This is a genomic window from Bacillus sp. FJAT-42376 (assembly GCF_003816055.1).
Classification (GTDB): domain Bacteria; phylum Bacillota; class Bacilli; order Bacillales; family Bacillaceae; genus Metabacillus_B.
Genome location: NZ_CP033906.1, coordinates 3793314 through 3809370, shown reverse-complemented (window position 1 = coordinate 3809370; position 16057 = coordinate 3793314). Strand labels below are relative to the sequence as shown.

Sequence of the window (16057 nt, the reverse complement as noted above, 5' to 3'; positions counted from 1 at the left end):
GCAGCAAAGGTGAGTAAAATAAGGCTATAACTTTTCAGTCAGCCTGATTGGTGAGGAGCGTTTATTTCTACATAATGGGAAGGCTGCATGGTACAATAAGGAGGATTACGTTGGACTTTTACTGGTATCCTAAATGCGGTACATGCCGGAAAGCGAAAAAATGGCTGGAAGAGCATGGCCACGAACTAAACGCTATACATATTGCGGAAAATCCGCCGAGTAAAGAGACATTAAAAGATCTTTATTCCAAAAGCGGTCTGGAACTGAAGAAGTTTTTCAATACAAGCGGTCAGAAATACCGTGAGCTGGGCTTGAAAGACCGTTTGAGCAGCATGAGTGAAGACGAAATGCTAACCGTTTTATCTTCAGATGGAATGCTTATTAAAAGACCGATTACAGCGAGCGGAAGCAAGGTCACTGTCGGTTTTAAAGAAAATGAATTTGAGCAGCTGTGGAAGTAAGAAGAGACTCTGTCTTTTCCATAAACAATAGAACTTTGGAGGGAATAAAATGAATACACCAAACGAACTTCGCTATTCCGAAGAACATGAGTGGGTAAAAGTAGAAGGCGATAAAGTACGAGTAGGCATAACACATTTCGCACAATCAGAGCTTGGGGACATTGTTTTCGTTGAGCTTCCGGAAGCAGGTACGGAGATTAAAGCAGACGAGCCATTCGGTTCTGTTGAATCTGTTAAAACCGTTTCTGAGCTTTATGCACCGATCAGCGGTAAAGTTGTGGAAGTGAATGAAGACCTGGATGACAATCCTGAATATGTAAATGAATCTCCTTACGAAAAAGCATGGATGATCGTAATTGAGCCGTCTGATTCAAGTGAGATTGAGAACTTAATGACAGCAGAACAATACACAGAAATGACCAACGAAGACTAATTTAACCAGCATTTCATAAATTAAGTTGGGCCATCCTATGTAAAAAGGAGGGCTCACTTTGACATTTAAAAAACAGCGCATTGATGTAACGGATAAAGTAACCGGCAAATTTTCTAATGGTCAAATGAATCTTTATTTGGACAATCAGCCGATCGGAACCATGACTTACGGTGAAAATGGCAGCAAATTTGAATTGAAAAGCGGAATTGAGCAAGCGGAGAACCGTTTTTTTCAAATGGCTGATGTTCCCGAAAAACGGGATGAAAAGTACGTGGACTGCGACGATCAAAACGGCTGGTGTTAACAATAAGGCAGTGGAGCCGTCCACTGCCTTATCTTCATTCTTCCATTTGCTTTACTCTTTGAATAAGAAACTGGTCTTGCTTAAGCGGAACAGCTAATGATCCGTATAATGATTCCTTCTCAAAAAAGGCGGGATGGATTCAGCAGGAAACATCTCAATGAAAAGAGAATAATGTAAAGAAAGACAAAATGAATAGGTGATGCTCATGTCAGAGGCTTCTAAAATCATTATTGTTGAAGGCAAGTCCGATAAAATTAAAATTCAGGAAGTCATCAATGAGCCTGTAGAGATTATTTGTACAAACGGCACGATCAGTCTTTCCAAAATGGATGAACTGATTGATGAATACTTTGACAATGACGTGTATGTGCTTGTGGATACAGATGAAGCAGGAGAGAAGCTTAGAAAGCAGTTTTTAAGGGAATTTCCCGAGGCTTCCCATTTGTACATTGATAAAATGTATAAGGAAGTAGCTTCAGCTCCAGAGCATCATATTGCTTCTGTACTGCTTAGTGCGAACATTGATGTTCAGGCGAAATATTTATAGCAAGGAGTTCTGGTTTGGCGATGATTGAAATAAATGCAGAAAACATCCCGGCACTGATAAAAAGCGACCGGTTTATTTTATATTTGTATACACCATTTTGCGGTACATGCCAGCTTGCAAAACGTATGCTTACAGTTGTGGATGAAACATTGCCGTCGACCGACCTGTACATGGCCAACCTCAATTATTTACCGGGGTTTGCTGAAAAATGGGAAGTCGAAAGCGTCCCGTGCCTGATGATTTTTGAAGAAGGAAAGCTTCAGACGAAGCAATATGCTTTTCAATCAGTAGAGTTTTTATACAACCTGATTTTAAAAGACGGCGCATAATGCGGCGTTTTTATTTTTGTTTTGACAAAATTCCTTTTTACCCTCCTAATTTCCGGGGCAATCATCATATTTCTCGGGAAATATTCCACACAGGAAATAAGTAAATGGTTGCCAAATATCTTAAATAAAGGTAATATAAAGAAAATTCAAACAAATACTCTTATCAAGAGCGCTGGAGGGTACTGGCCCGGAAAAAGCGCAGCAACCGGTCTTTAGGATACGGTGCTAAATCCAGCAGAAGGAGAACTTCTGGCAGATGAGAAGAGACGGCTATCCACCTCTTCTCCGGAAGGGGTTTTTATTATGAAAACAGGGGGAATTGGAGTGAGTGAAAAAATCTTCAGGCAGGAAACGGTAGCAGTGCACGGAGGCCTTAAAGAAGACCCGGTAACAGGAGCCAGAGCTGTTCCGATTTACCAGTCAAATGCGTATCTTTTTAAAGATACCGATCATGCAGCAGATCTCTTTGCTTTAAAGGAGCCGGGGTATATTTACACAAGAATCCATAACCCTACGGTTACGGTATTGGAAGAACGGGTAGCCCAGCTTGAAGGCGGAGCAGGAGCTTTAGCTGTTTCAAGCGGAATGGCTGCCATCACTCTCGCGATCCTGAATATTGCTGAAGCAGGGGATGAGATTGTTGCTGCATCGAACTTGTATGGAGGTACATACAATCTATTCGCAAACACACTTCCCAAATACGGAATTAAAACCATTTTTGCAGATGCCTCCCGCCCGGAATCTTTCAAAGCAGCCATTACTCAAAAAACGAAAGCCATTTTTGGCGAAATCATCGGAAATCCGAGCCTGCAGGTACTGGATGTAAAAGCAGTGGCTGACATCGCGCACGAAGCCGGTATCCCTCTCATTGTCGATAATACTTTTGCCACCCCGTATTTATGCAGGCCAATCGAACATGGTGCGGATATTGTCGTGCATTCTGCTACTAAGTGGCTTCTGGGGAATGGGACCACACTGGGAGGGATCATTGTTGATGGAGGAAAGTTTGACTGGTCTACCGGAAAGTTTCCATCCTTTGTAACCCCTGATCCAAGCTATCACAATATTGTTTTTGCAGAAGCGCTTAGGGAACTCGCCTATATTGTGAAAGCAAGAGTTCAGCTATTGAGAGACTTCGGTCCGGCGCTCAGTCCGTATAATGCTTTTCAATTTACGCTCGGTCTGGAGACTCTCCATGTCCGTATGAAGGAGCATATTCATAATACAAGAAAGGTGGTCGGCTACCTGCAAAACCACCCTGCTGTAAAGTGGGTGCTGTATCCCGAAGCAGATGGACACTCTTCGAAAGCACTGGCAGACCATTATTTGCCTAAAGGGGCAGGGGCTGTTATCGTATTTGGAATTGAAGGCGGTCTGGAAGAGGGAAAAGCCATCATCAATCATACAAAATTATGGTCACATGTAGCGAATGTGGGAGATGCAAAGAGTTTAATTATCCACCCTGCCAGCACGACCCATCAGCAGCTTGGCAAAGAAGAACTCGCTGAAGCTGGGGTTCCGGAAGACATGATTCGCCTGTCTGTCGGTATAGAGCATGCCGATGACCTGCTTGAAGATCTGGAGGAAGCCATCTTTGCTGCAACAGGCAAACGGTCGCTAACAGCCAGTGCAAAATAATAATACATTTTTTGTTGACACCTCTTTTCTATCGTGATAGAATCACTCTCAGATCTGAAATATTTATAAAATTTCAAACCATCCCAATTGAATAATAGATTGTTCTCTTATTAAGAGAGGTGGAGGGACGTGCCCTATGAAGCCCGGCAACCGTCAGTCAGCGGACTGAAATGGTGCCAATTCACTCAAAATGCCCAGGCGTTTTGAAAAATGAGAGAAAGGTATCCTGAATATTAATGCCTTTCTGCTCATCTGTGCAGAAAGGCATTTTTGTTTTTACAACATTGGACGGTTTACTTCTTCTTGAGCTTTTAATTTTCAGATCGTATGAGAGAGAAGGTGAAGGCATGATTACGCTAACTAATGTGTCAAAAGTATATTCGGTTAAGTCGGGAAGCATCAAAGCGGTTGATGATGTGAATCTTGAGGTTCAAAAAGGCGAAATCTTTGGAATCATCGGCTACAGCGGTGCAGGAAAGAGCTCTTTAATCAGGCTGTTAAACGGACTGGAAATCCCGACGTCAGGGACCGTTGAGGTAGCAGGGAACCGGATCGGTGAAATTAAAGGGAGTCAGCTTCGCAAGGCAAGGCAGGAAATCAGCATGATCTTCCAGCATTTTAATTTGCTTTGGTCCCGTACGGTTTCTGATAATATCGCTTTTCCGCTGGAAGTTGCAGGGATTCCAGCAGCGAAGCGTAAAGAACGGGTTAAAGAGTTAGTCAGGCTCGTTGGGTTAGAAGGAAGAGAGAACGCCTATCCTTCCGAGCTGAGCGGAGGCCAAAAACAGCGGGTAGGAATTGCCCGTGCCCTGGCCAATAATCCAAAAGTGCTGCTGTGTGACGAGGCAACATCTGCGCTGGATCCCCAGACGACGGATTCCATCCTTGAGCTTCTTGTTGATATTAATGAGAGACTTGGATTGACCATCGTGCTGATTACGCATGAGATGCATGTAATCCGTAAAATCTGCCATAAGGTAGCCGTAATGGAGGATGGGAAAATTGTTGAAGAGGGAGAGGTCCTGAATGTATTCAGAAAACCTCAGGCCCCGATTACGAAACGTTTTGTTCAGCAGGTTACAGAGCCTGAAGAAACAAAAGAGACAATTGCCCACCTAATTGATTCCTATCCGTCAGGCCGGATCATTCAGCTGACATTTGTAGGAGATTCGACCGAGCAGCCGGTTGTTACGAGCCTCATCCGGAATTACGATGTGAAGGTTAATATTCTGCAGGGGAAAATCTCCCAAACGCAAAGCGGCGCCTATGGAGCCCTATTCCTTTACATTGACGGAGAAGAAACAGAAATGGACCGTGCTCTGCAATTTTTAGCCGACAATCAAGTAGAAGTGGAGGTGGTTGCACATGCTTGAACAATGGCTACCTAATGTAGATTGGGCAGATGTATGGGAAGCAACTGCCGAAACACTCTATATGACTGCATTTTCAGTAGTGGCGACGTTCATTTTGGGATTGCTGCTCGGGCTTTTGCTCTTTTTAACTTCCAAAGGAAATGTTTGGTCCAACAGAACGATAAACGTGATTGTATCAGCCTTTGTTAATGTGTTCCGTTCCATTCCGTTTATTATCTTGATTATCCTGCTCATTCCTTTTACGAAAGCAATCGTTCATACGATTCTCGGTCCGAATGCAGCTTTGCCTGCATTGATCATCGGGGCTGCACCGTTCTATGCCAGGATGGTCGAAATCGCGCTCCGTGAGATTGATAAAGGAGTCATTGAAGCAGCCCGCTCAATGGGTGCTTCTACAGGAACAATCATTTGGAAGGTTCTCCTTCCTGAGGCTATGCCTGCGCTTGCTTCCGGAATTACCGTAACGGCTATCGCTGTAGTCGGCTATACCGCAATGGCTGGGGCCATTTCAGCCGGGGGACTTGGGAATCTTGCTTATTTAGAAGGATTCCAGCGAAGCCATAACGATGTCACCTTCATTGCAACCTTGTTAATTTTAATTATCGTGTTTATTCTCCAATTTATCGGAGATGCCATAACAAAAAAAATAGACAAACGCTAGGGGGAAAAGAAATGAAGAAATTATTATTAAGTACCGTTTTTGCTTTTTCGGCTGTTGCACTTGCAGCTTGCGGAACAGGAGGATCAAACGGAAGCGGAGAAAAGACAGAGAAAATTGTAGTCGGTGCTTCCAATACACCGCATGCGGAAATCCTTGAAGAAGCAAAGCCTCTTCTGGAGAAAAAGGGAGTCGATCTTGAAATCAAGACTTTCCAGGATTATGTTCTTCCAAACAAAACACTGGCAAGCAAAGAATTGGATGCGAACTACTTCCAGCATAAGCCTTATCTTGATCTGCAAATGAAAGAGAATAAAGATTATGACTTCGTAAGCGCAGGAGCCATCCATATTGAGCCAATGGGCGTGTACTCTAAAAAGTACAAATCCCTTGATGAATTACCTGAAGGGTCAAAAGTTATTTTGAGCAACTCTGTTGCTGAGCATGGCCGTATTCTGACATTGCTTGAGAGCAAAGGGCTTATTAAACTAAAAAGCGGTGTTGATAAAGCAAACGCAACGCTTAAGGATATCGCTGAAAACCCTAAGAATATTAAATTTGAAGCAGATGTAGAACCAGGTCTTCTTCCTCAGATTTATAACAATGATGAAGGGGATGCGGTGGTAATCAATACGAACTATGCAATTGATGCAGGTCTTGAGCCATCCAAAGATGCGATTGCAATTGAAGGATCTGAATCGCCATACGCGAACTTAATTGTTGTCCGTAAAGGTGATGAGAATAAAAAGGCGATTAAAACGCTTGTTGAAGTTCTCCATTCTAAAGAAATCCAGGACTTCATTAAGAAAGAATACAAAGGTGCGGTCGTTCCGGTTAGTGAATAATTGATTGAAAGCCTCAGGAGTTCAGCTCCCGGGGCTTTTTTTATGAGCGGGTTTGGAAAACGGAACATCCCCTCGAAGCGCAATCTAATAAAATCTGCCCTCTTATTAAAGGTGTACAGAAACTGTTTGATTCAAAAAAACTCGAAAAAAACGGATTTCTGCGGTTTTAGGGTTATTTTTGTCTGAATATTCCGCTACAATTATATTGTAAGCGATCACATACATAGGGCTGGGGTGAAAAAGAGTGAAAATTAATTTTCGAAACTTAACCGTCCAGGTTATCATCGGAATCATTTTAGGGGTCTTATTGGGATTTTTCTATCCGGATTTTGCAAAAGAATTAAAAGTATTGGCAGATGTCTTTATTAAAATGATAAAAATGGTCATTGCTCCGATCATCTTTTTAACGATTGTGATTGGGATTGGCGGAATGGGTGACTTGAAAAAGGTCGGTCGCATCGGCGGAAAAGCTCTGATCTATTTTGAGATTGTCACTACCTTTGCATTAGCGATCGGGATTTTGGTTGTTAATTTCATGCAGCCGGGCGCCGGGGTGAATACGGAAAATGCCAGTAAGGATACGGTCAGTACATTTGCTGAACAGGCAAAGGAGACAGATCATGGCTTTGTAGGGTTTATCACCAATATTGTTCCTGAGAATGCCATTGGTGCGATGGCAGAAGGCGAACTGCTGCCGATTTTGTTTTTTGCCGTTCTGTTTGGAATTGCGGCTGCCGGGCTTGGAGAAAAGTCAAAACCTGTAATCCAGCTGTTTGAACGGTTTACCGATATCTTTTTTAGAATCGTCAATATGATTATGAAAGTATCGCCCATTGCTGCCTTTGGAGCGATGTCTTATACGATTGGGGAGTTCGGCGTCGAATCATTAGGGAATCTCGGGAAGCTTATGGGGTCCGTATACTTAACCATGTTCCTGTTTATTATTTTCGTCCTTGGGGCGATTGCAAAGCTCAACGGATTTAGTATTTTTAAATTTATTGCCTATATTAAAGAAGAAATTCTGCTTGTTCTTGGAACCTCTTCATCGGAATCGGCTTTGCCGAGAATGATGGAAAAGTTAGAGAAATACGGATGCTCCAAGTCGGTTGTCGGACTGGTGATTCCGACCGGTTATTCATTTAATCTGGATGGAACCTCCATTTATCTCTCAATGGCCGCAATTTTTATTGCACAGGCCTATGGAATTGATTTAACCATCTGGCAGGAGCTTACACTGCTTGGTATTTTGATGCTGACATCTAAAGGAGCGGCCGGTGTAACGGGCTCCGGCTTTATTACATTAGCGGCTACAATCGCTGCTTTCCCAATGATTCCGCTTGAAGGCCTTGCCCTGTTGATCGGAGTGGACCGTTTTATGTCAGAAGCAAGGGCCATTACAAACCTGATTGGAAATGGAGTGGCAACCGTCGTCATTTCTAAAAATGAAAATGAATTTCATCCGCCTGCTGTCTCTTCAAAAGGGAAAGCGCATTTTGATGCATAATGTGCATGACTGGGTTTTGAAGGTGGCATACTAATTCCGACTTTTACAAATGGGAGTGGGAATAATGGAACATATGGAACCACGCAACTCAACGGAAGCGGCTCTTCATCAATATAAAATGGGGCTGGGTGCGTTTACTCAGAAAATGCCGGAACTTGCCCATCAGTATAATGCATTTACAGAAGCTTGTTTCCAGGCAGGAGAGCTGTCCCAAAAAGACAAGCAGCTCATTGCTCTCGGAATCAGTCTTTATTCACAGGATGAATATTGCATCATTTACCATACGAAGGGCTGTCTTGACCAAGGAGCATCGGAACAGGAAATTTTAGAAGCTGTTGGAGTGACCGCTGCATTTGGGGGCGGGGCTGCTATGAGTCAGGCTGTAACACTCGTACAGGAATGCATGACAGAATTGAATCAGCTAAAGCAATAACCGGAAGGCGGCTCTAAAAAGCCCCATCCGGGAAAACAGGGAACCGCATTTTAAACGGTTCCCTGTTTTCGTTTGAAGTTATCGCCAGAAAGATTGAAGCAGAAATCAGCTTATGAACTCTAAGTCACACAGGAAGCGGACATTTTTAAATGATTCTCTGGACGCCTTTTCAATATTCATGAAACAGAAGCATTTGGAAGGATAACTGCAATTTAAGGTTTATATTCACAGCAATGGGGCTAACTAATGATTGAAAGCAGTTTACAGTCCGTCAGCCAATTTGAAATCAATCAGCAGTTTGATAAAATTAAACTGTTGAAAAATTTGAAAGGATGATTCGTTATTCTTACTCAGCAGAAGCTGGAACTGCAACATACGGCAGAAATGGAAAAAGCGATGCAAAAATCCCATGGAATGAGCTACGCAGAGTACGGCCGTAAATTGGATAATCGTCTAATGGTAGAAGAGAAACGTGAGAAAAGCTATCGTGAAAGTATGAGGATGGCAGCTGCCCATCAGAGGAAAGCACATCATTAATAAAGAGGAAAAAAGGGCCGTTTGCAGACGGCCTTTTTTCCTGTTTTCATTACATGCACACTCTCCTGTAATTCCATTGAATTAATGGTATGATAATAGTCTGGACAGCCAAAAGAATATTATGTTAAAACCAGCCTGAGCTGCAGGATCATCGGCAGACGGTGAAACGGTTGTATTCAGATTTCATTTGTTATAAGATTAGAATGAGAATAAAATGAGAATCATTTGTTTTTAAACCGCAGGAAAGAAAAGCAGATACCTCTTGTGCTGCCTTAGCTGATTCTGCATTTTCGGTCTTTTTTTGTTTTTGCAGGAACAGGCACAGCAGGAGGTTGCAGCAATTCTTTACGCATAAAATCCGTTATTGATGGAGGTAGTATCATGTCAGGTTCAACATTAACTATTAAGGATTTACACGTTGAGATCGATGGGAAAGAGATTTTAAAAGGTGTTAACCTTGAAATAAAAAGCGGTGAATTCCATGCAATCATGGGACCGAACGGAACGGGTAAATCAACTCTTTCCTCAGCCATTATGGGTCACCCGAAATATGAAGTAACAAAAGGAAGCATTATGCTTGACGGGGAAGACGTACTTGAAATGGAAGTAGACGAGCGCGCACGCGCAGGGCTATTCCTTGCTATGCAGTATCCAAGTGAAATCAGCGGGGTAACAAACGCAGACTTCCTTCGTTCTTCAATCAATGCACGCCGTGAAGAAGGACAAGAAATCTCCCTTATGAAATTCATCCGCCAAATGGATGAGAACATGGAGTTTCTTGAAATGGATCCAGATATGGCGCAGCGCTACCTGAACGAAGGGTTCTCGGGCGGAGAGAAAAAACGCAATGAAATTCTTCAGCTTATGATGATCAAGCCGAAGATCGCCATCCTTGATGAGATTGACTCCGGTCTTGATATTGATGCACTTAAAGTCGTTTCTAAAGGAATCAACCAAATGCGCAGCGACGATTTCGGCTGCCTGATCATCACTCACTATCAGCGTCTCCTTAACTACATCACACCTGATCACATTCACGTCATGATGCAGGGGCGTATTGTAAAATCCGGCGGACCTGAGCTTGCTCAGCGCCTTGAAGCAGAAGGCTATGATTGGATCAAGCAAGAGCTAGGGATTGAAGACGAAACTGTCGGACAAGAAGCGTAAGCGTTAGGAGGGCTCAATTTGGAAACGCAAATCAAATTTGATAAAGATTATGTAGCCGGCTTCTCTAGCAAGAACGGCGAACCGGATTGGCTAAAGGACCTTCGCTTGCAGGCGATGGAGAAATCTGAAGATCTTCCGATGCCAAAACCGGATAAAACGAACATTAAAAACTGGAACTTTACCGATTTTGCTCAGCATACGGTAGAAAGCCAGGGCTATTCTTCCCTTAGCGAATTGGACGAAGCCGTGAAAATTTTAGTGGATTCTGAAAATCAGGATCAGACTTTATATATCCAGCGCGACAACACTCCTGCATTTGTTTCACTTTCTGAAGAAGCAAAATCCAAAGGCGTCATCGTTACCGATATCTTTACGGCTGTAAACGAGCATGGCGACCTTGTTCAAAAGTATTTCATGAAAGATGGAGTGAAGACCGAAGAGCATAAGCTGACAGCGTTGCACGCTGCCCTTATGAACGGCGGAATTTTCGTATATGTGCCAAAGAACGTGGAGCTCAGCGCACCGCTTCAAGCTGTATTTGTTCATGAAAAAGCTAAGGCAGTCTTTAACCATGTATTGGTCGTTGCAGAAGATAATAGCTCTGTTACTTATGTGGAAAACTACATCTCAGTTAATCATGAGGAAGCCATTTTTAACATTGTGACAGAAGTGTTCGCCAATACAAATGCACGTGTTACTTACGGAGCGGTTGATACCCTTTCAAAAGAAGTGACATCTTATGTGAATCGCCGCGGTGTTGCGGGACGCGATGCACGCATTGAATGGGCTCTTGGTATGATGAATGACGGGAATACAGTTTCTGAGAATGTAACGAACCTTGTAGGCGATGGTTCATTCGGAGATACAAAATCGGTTGTCGTAGGTCGCGGAGAGCAATCTCAAAACTTCACGACAAAAGTTGTTCACTTCGGTAAACATTCAGAAGGCTATATTTTGAAGCACGGAGTTATGAAGGACAGTGCGACTTCCATTTTTAACGGAATTGGAAAAATTGAACTGGGCGCAACAAAGTCCAATGCAGAGCAAGAGTCCAGAGTTCTTATGCTGAGTGAAAAAGCACGCGGAGATGCGAACCCGATTCTTTTAATCGATGAAGACGATGTAACAGCAGGCCATGCCGCATCTGTTGGCCGCGTCGATCCTATTCAGCTGTTCTATTTAATGAGCAGAGGAATTTCCCAGGCTGAGGCAGAAAGACTCGTCATCTTTGGTTTCCTTGATCCGGTGGTAAGGAAAATGCCAATTGAAGGCGTTAAGAAACAGCTTGTAGAAGTGATTGAAAGGAAAGTCAGATAATGGATATGAAATATATCCAAAAGCAATTTCCAATCCTTGATCAGCAGGTCAATGGAAAGGATCTTGTTTACCTGGACAGTGCTGCGACTTCTCAAAAGCCACTGGCTGTGATTGACGCCCTGTCCACCTACTACCGGGAATACAATTCCAATGTTCACCGCGGTGTCCATACTCTTGGAACAAAAGCTACGGACGGATATGAAGGGGCGCGCGAAAAAGTTCGCAAGTTTATTAACGCCTCTTCAACGGAAGAAGTGATTTTTACAAGAGGAGCTACAACGGCTTTGAATACGGTAGCCTTGAGCTATGCCCGTGCCAATCTTCAGCCTGGTGATGAGATTGTCATCACCTATATGGAACATCATGCAAATATTATTCCGTGGCAGCAGGCTGCAAAAGCAACCGGAGCACAGTTAAAGTATATTCCGCTTCAGTCAGACGGGACGATTTCCCTTCAGGATGCGGAGGATACGATTACTGATCAGACGAAAATCGTTTCTGTCATGCAGGTATCAAACGTACTTGGTACGATTAATCCTGTTAAGGAAATAGGAGCGATTGCCCATAGGCATGGTGCCATCATGGTTGTGGACGGAGCCCAAAGCACTCCTCATATGAGAGTGGATGTTCAGGATCTCGATTGTGATTTCTTTGCATTCTCTGCCCATAAAATGTGCGGCCCTACCGGCACGGGCGTTCTGTATGGAAAAAAAGCCCTTCTTGAAAACATGGAGCCTGCCGAATTCGGCGGAGAAATGATTGACTTCGTTGGTTTGTATGAATCTACGTGGAAAGAGCTTCCCTGGAAATTTGAAGCTGGCACACCAATCATTGCGGGGGCAATCGGACTCGGTGCGGCCATTGATTTCCTTGAAGAAGTCGGGCTTGATAACATCCTGGAGCACGAGCACAGACTTGCTGCCTATGCGATGGATAAAATGTCTGAAATAGACGGAATTACGATTTACGGTCCTAAAGAAAGAGCAGGTCTTGTAACCTTTAATATTGAGGATGTTCATCCTCACGATGTAGCGACCGTTCTTGATGCAGAGGGAATCGCAGTCCGTGCAGGGCATCACTGTGCACAGCCTCTTATGAAATGGCTGAATGTATCAGCGACAGCACGCGCGAGCTTCTATCTCTACAATACAGAGGAAGACATTGATCAGCTCGTTGCCGGGCTAATCAAAACGAAGGAGTACTTCTCAAATGTCTTTTAATAACAATCTGGATACACTTTATCGCCAAGTGATTATGGATCATTATAAAAATCCCCGCAATAAAGGATCATTGGAAGACAGCCTGACGGTTGATATGAATAATCCTACATGCGGAGACCGGATTCATTTAACTTTGAAAATTGAAGATGGAAAAGTGTCTGACGCTAAGTTTGATGGTGAGGGATGCTCCATTTCGATGGCATCTGCTTCCATGATGACTCAGGCAATTAAAGGCCAGGATGTTAAAACGGCCCTTAAGTTATCAGAAATCTTTTCAGATATGATGCAAGGCAAAGAATACGATGATACGATAGACTTAGGGGATATTGAAGCCCTTCAAGGAGTATCGAAGTTTCCGGCACGGATTAAATGTGCTACATTGTCCTGGAAAGCGATGGAAAAAGGTGTGCACAGCCAAGAGCAGTGACAGTCAATATAAAATCTGAAAGAAGGAGTGAAGACGGATGGCTAAAAAAATGCCTGATATTGGGGATTACAAGTACGGCTTTTCTGATAAAGACGTCTCCATATTCCGTTCAAAGCGCGGATTAACGAAAGAAATCGTAGAAGAAATTTCGCGCATGAAAAATGAGCCTCAGTGGATGCTCGATTTCCGTTTGAAATCACTTGAACATTTTTATAATATGCCGATGCCTCAATGGGGCGGAGATTTGAATGCTTTAAACTTTGATGAAATTACGTACTACGTAAAACCATCTGAAAAATCCGAGCGTTCATGGGATGAAGTTCCTGAAGAAATCAAACGCACGTTTGACAAACTTGGAATTCCGGAAGCAGAGCAAAAATATCTTGCCGGTGTTTCTGCCCAGTACGAATCCGAAGTAGTTTATCACAACATGAAGGAAGACTTGGAAGACATGGGTATCGTGTTCAAGGACACGGACAGCGCACTTCGTGAAAATGAAGATATTTTCCGCGAGCACTGGGGCAAAGTGATTCCTCCGACAGACAACAAGTTCGCAGCGCTAAACTCTGCGGTTTGGTCCGGCGGATCCTTCATCTATGTACCAAAAGGCGTGAAAGTGGATACTCCGCTTCAAGCATACTTCCGTATTAACTCTGAGAACATGGGGCAGTTCGAACGTACTTTGATCATCGTGGATGAAGGTGCACATGTTCATTACGTAGAAGGCTGTACAGCTCCGGTTTATACAACGAACTCTCTTCACAGTGCCGTTGTTGAAATCATTGTAAAAAAAGGCGGCTACTGCCGTTATACAACGATTCAAAACTGGGCGAACAACGTGTTCAACCTGGTAACGAAGCGTGCGGTATGTGACGCGCAGGCAACAATGGAATGGATTGACGGGAATATCGGCTCCAAGCTGACAATGAAATACCCGGCAGTTGTCCTAAAAGGCGAAGGCGCCCGCGGAATGACTCTTTCCATTGCCCTTGCAGGAAAAGGCCAGCACCAGGATGCAGGTGCGAAAATGATTCACCTTGCACCGAATACGTCTTCTACCATCGTGTCGAAGTCTATTTCCAAGCAAGGCGGTAAAGTAACATACCGCGGAATCGTTCACTTCGGCCGTAAAGCTGAAGGCGCACGTTCCAACATTGAGTGTGATACACTCATCATGGATAACAAATCAACCTCCGATACAATTCCTTATAATGAGATCTTAAATGACAACATCTCATTGGAGCATGAAGCGAAAGTTTCAAAAGTATCGGAAGAGCAATTGTTCTATCTCATGAGCCGCGGTATTTCTGAAGAAGAAGCAACAGAAATGATCGTAATGGGCTTCATCGAGCCATTTACAAAAGAACTTCCAATGGAATATGCCGTTGAAATGAACCGCCTGATCAAGTTTGAGATGGAAGGTTCCATCGGATAATAAATGAACCCCCGGTATTAAACCGGGGGGTTTTTTATGTCTGGAATTTAATTTCCAAAGCTGAAATAGGAGAAACAGAACTTAAATGCAGAATAAATCTGTCAGAACGTGTAAATATGGCCTTGGTAATCAATCGATTACTGTTTTTTCAATTAATTACTGACTTTGATTGCGTACTTTCTTAATTAATTGCTATTAAGATCCGATATGAATGGGAGTTACAATTAAGCCCTTATAAATCAATAAAAGCTTACCCATTCTAATGCAAAATAGTATGCTGTATGATACGGTATTTACATAATATTTAGTTGTTACACCCTTCAAAACGGAAATAGTTCAAGGCCCTAGCGGTCTTCTATCCTTTATACTTTAATTAATACTTTCCCTTCATAATTACGGCTTTCAATTAATTGGTGAGCAAGATTTACTTCAGATAAATTAAAGAGTCGAGCAATAGGAAGTGTCAATTTTTTAGAAGCAAACATTTCTAAAACTTTTTCTGCCACAGGTGCTAATCGTTCTGGACAGTGTTTCCTCGTCGTTCCTAAGCTAAAACCTTTAATGTTTCTACAACTACTATGGACATCGCTGGTTTTAAAGTTACCTGCTTTTCCACTGCTATTGCCAAATTGAACAAGTGTCCCATATAGTCCTAAGCATTCAATACTTTTACCGGATAGATCCCCAGCAACTGAATCAAAAATAACATTAGCTCCAAAATTATTTGTTTCCTTTAATACTTCCTCAACAAATGTATCGTAGGTACAGACAATATTAGCTCCTAATGATTTTACATAATTTTCTTTATTAGGATTCCCAACAGTACCTATAATTTTTTGCACCCCAGCTAATTTTGCTAATTGTACGAGCATTGAGCCTACGCCTCCTGCTGCACTATGTATTACAATCGTATCCGTTTTTTTTACTTGGCCTATATCATAGAGAAGCATATAAGATAAAATAGAAACTGTTGGCATTGATGCGGCTTGTTCAAAGGGTAGATTATCTGGAATTTTAAATACCAATTGCTCATTTGCTACAACATACTCTGCATAGGAACCAGATTTCGGGAAGGCTATAATCCGATCTCCTTTTGAAAAGTTAGATTTAGGGGAAACCTCTTCAATTGTCCCTGAAACATCCAATCCAAGGGTTAAAGGAAAGTTACCTTTTCCTTTATTTCCATTACGTTTTTTTATATCTGCATAATTAACACTTGTATAAGCCACTTTTATCAAAACTTCATTTTCCCCTATTAAAGGCAAATCAACATCTGAGTAGGTAAGAACACTAGCATCACCAAATTCATTTTGAATTATAGCTTTCATGTTTTTTCCTCCCTTTCATATCATTTTTAGACTACCACATTTTTATTTGCTGGAAAATTAGGTTAATTCGATTGGAGTTTATAAGTTTATCTTATTAGTTA

18 protein-coding genes and 2 riboswitches are annotated in these 16057 nt (G+C 42.6%); of the genes, 17 read left to right on the top strand and 1 reads right to left on the bottom strand.

Annotated elements, in window-relative coordinates; all coding sequences use genetic code 11:
• The first annotated feature begins 104 nt into the window (after positions 1-104).
• The 17 genes from CEF21_RS19215 (at position 105) to sufB (ending at position 14628) form a co-directional block, all read left to right on the top strand.
• The gene (locus tag CEF21_RS19215) at positions 105-461 is read left to right on the top strand and encodes an arsenate reductase family protein (RefSeq protein ID WP_123920417.1); all 357 of its coding nucleotides are present in this window, start codon (positions 105-107) and stop codon (positions 459-461) included.
• Positions 462-510: 49 nt separating this feature from the next.
• Positions 511-894, top strand: a complete 384-nt coding sequence (gene gcvH / locus CEF21_RS19210) for a glycine cleavage system protein GcvH (protein ID WP_035413819.1) — start codon at positions 511-513, stop codon at positions 892-894.
• Positions 895-952: 58 nt separating this feature from the next.
• Positions 953-1198: a YusG family protein gene (locus CEF21_RS19205; protein WP_123919170.1), complete on the top strand. Its 246-nt coding sequence runs from the start codon at positions 953-955 to the stop codon at positions 1196-1198.
• A gap of 199 nt (positions 1199-1397) precedes the next feature.
• Positions 1398-1745 (top strand): toprim domain-containing protein, encoded by a 348-nt coding sequence (locus CEF21_RS19200; protein ID WP_123919168.1) that lies wholly within the window; start codon positions 1398-1400, stop codon positions 1743-1745.
• 20 nt (positions 1746-1765) lie between these two features.
• The gene (locus CEF21_RS19195; protein ID WP_123920415.1) at positions 1766-2074 is read left to right on the top strand and encodes a thioredoxin family protein; all 309 of its coding nucleotides are present in this window, start codon (positions 1766-1768) and stop codon (positions 2072-2074) included.
• Positions 2075-2231: 157 nt separating this feature from the next.
• A riboswitch (SAM riboswitch) is annotated at positions 2232-2337 on the top strand.
• A 40-nt stretch (positions 2338-2377) separates the two neighbouring features.
• A complete protein-coding gene (locus tag CEF21_RS19190) occupies positions 2378-3712 on the top strand; it encodes an O-acetylhomoserine aminocarboxypropyltransferase/cysteine synthase family protein (RefSeq protein ID WP_123919166.1) in 1335 nt (444 codons plus the stop codon).
• Between the two features lie 104 nt (positions 3713-3816).
• Positions 3817-3929, top strand: a riboswitch (SAM riboswitch).
• Positions 3930-4059: 130 nt separating this feature from the next.
• On the top strand, positions 4060-5085 hold the full coding sequence (locus CEF21_RS19185) for a methionine ABC transporter ATP-binding protein (RefSeq protein WP_123919164.1): 1026 nt from the start codon (positions 4060-4062) through the stop codon (positions 5083-5085).
• Complete coding sequence (locus CEF21_RS19180; RefSeq protein WP_123919162.1) at positions 5078-5746, top strand: methionine ABC transporter permease; 669 nt, start codon at positions 5078-5080, stop codon at positions 5744-5746. Before CEF21_RS19185 ends, CEF21_RS19180 begins: the two co-directional genes overlap by 8 nt.
• A gap of 11 nt (positions 5747-5757) precedes the next feature.
• Positions 5758-6588: a methionine ABC transporter substrate-binding lipoprotein MetQ gene (gene metQ, locus CEF21_RS19175; protein WP_123919160.1), complete on the top strand. Its 831-nt coding sequence runs from the start codon at positions 5758-5760 to the stop codon at positions 6586-6588.
• 244 nt (positions 6589-6832) lie between these two features.
• Positions 6833-8092 carry a dicarboxylate/amino acid:cation symporter gene (locus CEF21_RS19170; RefSeq protein WP_123919158.1) on the top strand — a complete coding sequence of 420 codons (1260 nt, stop codon included), beginning with the start codon at positions 6833-6835 and terminating at the stop codon, positions 8090-8092.
• A gap of 64 nt (positions 8093-8156) precedes the next feature.
• Entirely contained in the window at positions 8157-8525 is a 369-nt protein-coding gene (locus tag CEF21_RS19165) for a carboxymuconolactone decarboxylase family protein (protein ID WP_123919156.1), read from the top strand.
• A gap of 384 nt (positions 8526-8909) precedes the next feature.
• Positions 8910-9062, top strand: a complete 153-nt coding sequence (locus CEF21_RS21435; RefSeq protein WP_164462251.1) for a YuzK family famiily protein — start codon at positions 8910-8912, stop codon at positions 9060-9062.
• A 381-nt stretch (positions 9063-9443) separates the two neighbouring features.
• Positions 9444-10229, top strand: coding sequence for a Fe-S cluster assembly ATPase SufC (gene sufC, locus CEF21_RS19160; RefSeq protein ID WP_123919154.1), 786 nt, complete (start codon positions 9444-9446; stop codon positions 10227-10229).
• A gap of 18 nt (positions 10230-10247) precedes the next feature.
• Positions 10248-11546: a Fe-S cluster assembly protein SufD gene (gene sufD, locus CEF21_RS19155; RefSeq protein WP_123919152.1), complete on the top strand. Its 1299-nt coding sequence runs from the start codon at positions 10248-10250 to the stop codon at positions 11544-11546.
• On the top strand, positions 11546-12766 hold the full coding sequence (locus CEF21_RS19150) for a cysteine desulfurase (protein ID WP_123919150.1): 1221 nt from the start codon (positions 11546-11548) through the stop codon (positions 12764-12766). The genes sufD and CEF21_RS19150 overlap by 1 nt, the downstream gene beginning before the upstream one ends.
• Positions 12756-13193, top strand: a complete 438-nt coding sequence (gene sufU / locus CEF21_RS19145; protein WP_123919148.1) for a Fe-S cluster assembly sulfur transfer protein SufU — start codon at positions 12756-12758, stop codon at positions 13191-13193. The genes CEF21_RS19150 and sufU overlap by 11 nt, the downstream gene beginning before the upstream one ends.
• A gap of 37 nt (positions 13194-13230) precedes the next feature.
• Positions 13231-14628 (top strand): Fe-S cluster assembly protein SufB, encoded by a 1398-nt coding sequence (gene sufB / locus CEF21_RS19140; RefSeq protein WP_123919146.1) that lies wholly within the window; start codon positions 13231-13233, stop codon positions 14626-14628.
• 362 nt (positions 14629-14990) lie between these two features.
• Here sufB and CEF21_RS19135 read toward each other — a convergent pair whose 3' ends face one another.
• Positions 14991-15956: a quinone oxidoreductase family protein gene (locus tag CEF21_RS19135; RefSeq protein WP_123919144.1), complete on the bottom strand. Its 966-nt coding sequence runs from the start codon at positions 15954-15956 to the stop codon at positions 14991-14993.
• Positions 15957-16057: the final 101 nt, after the last annotated feature.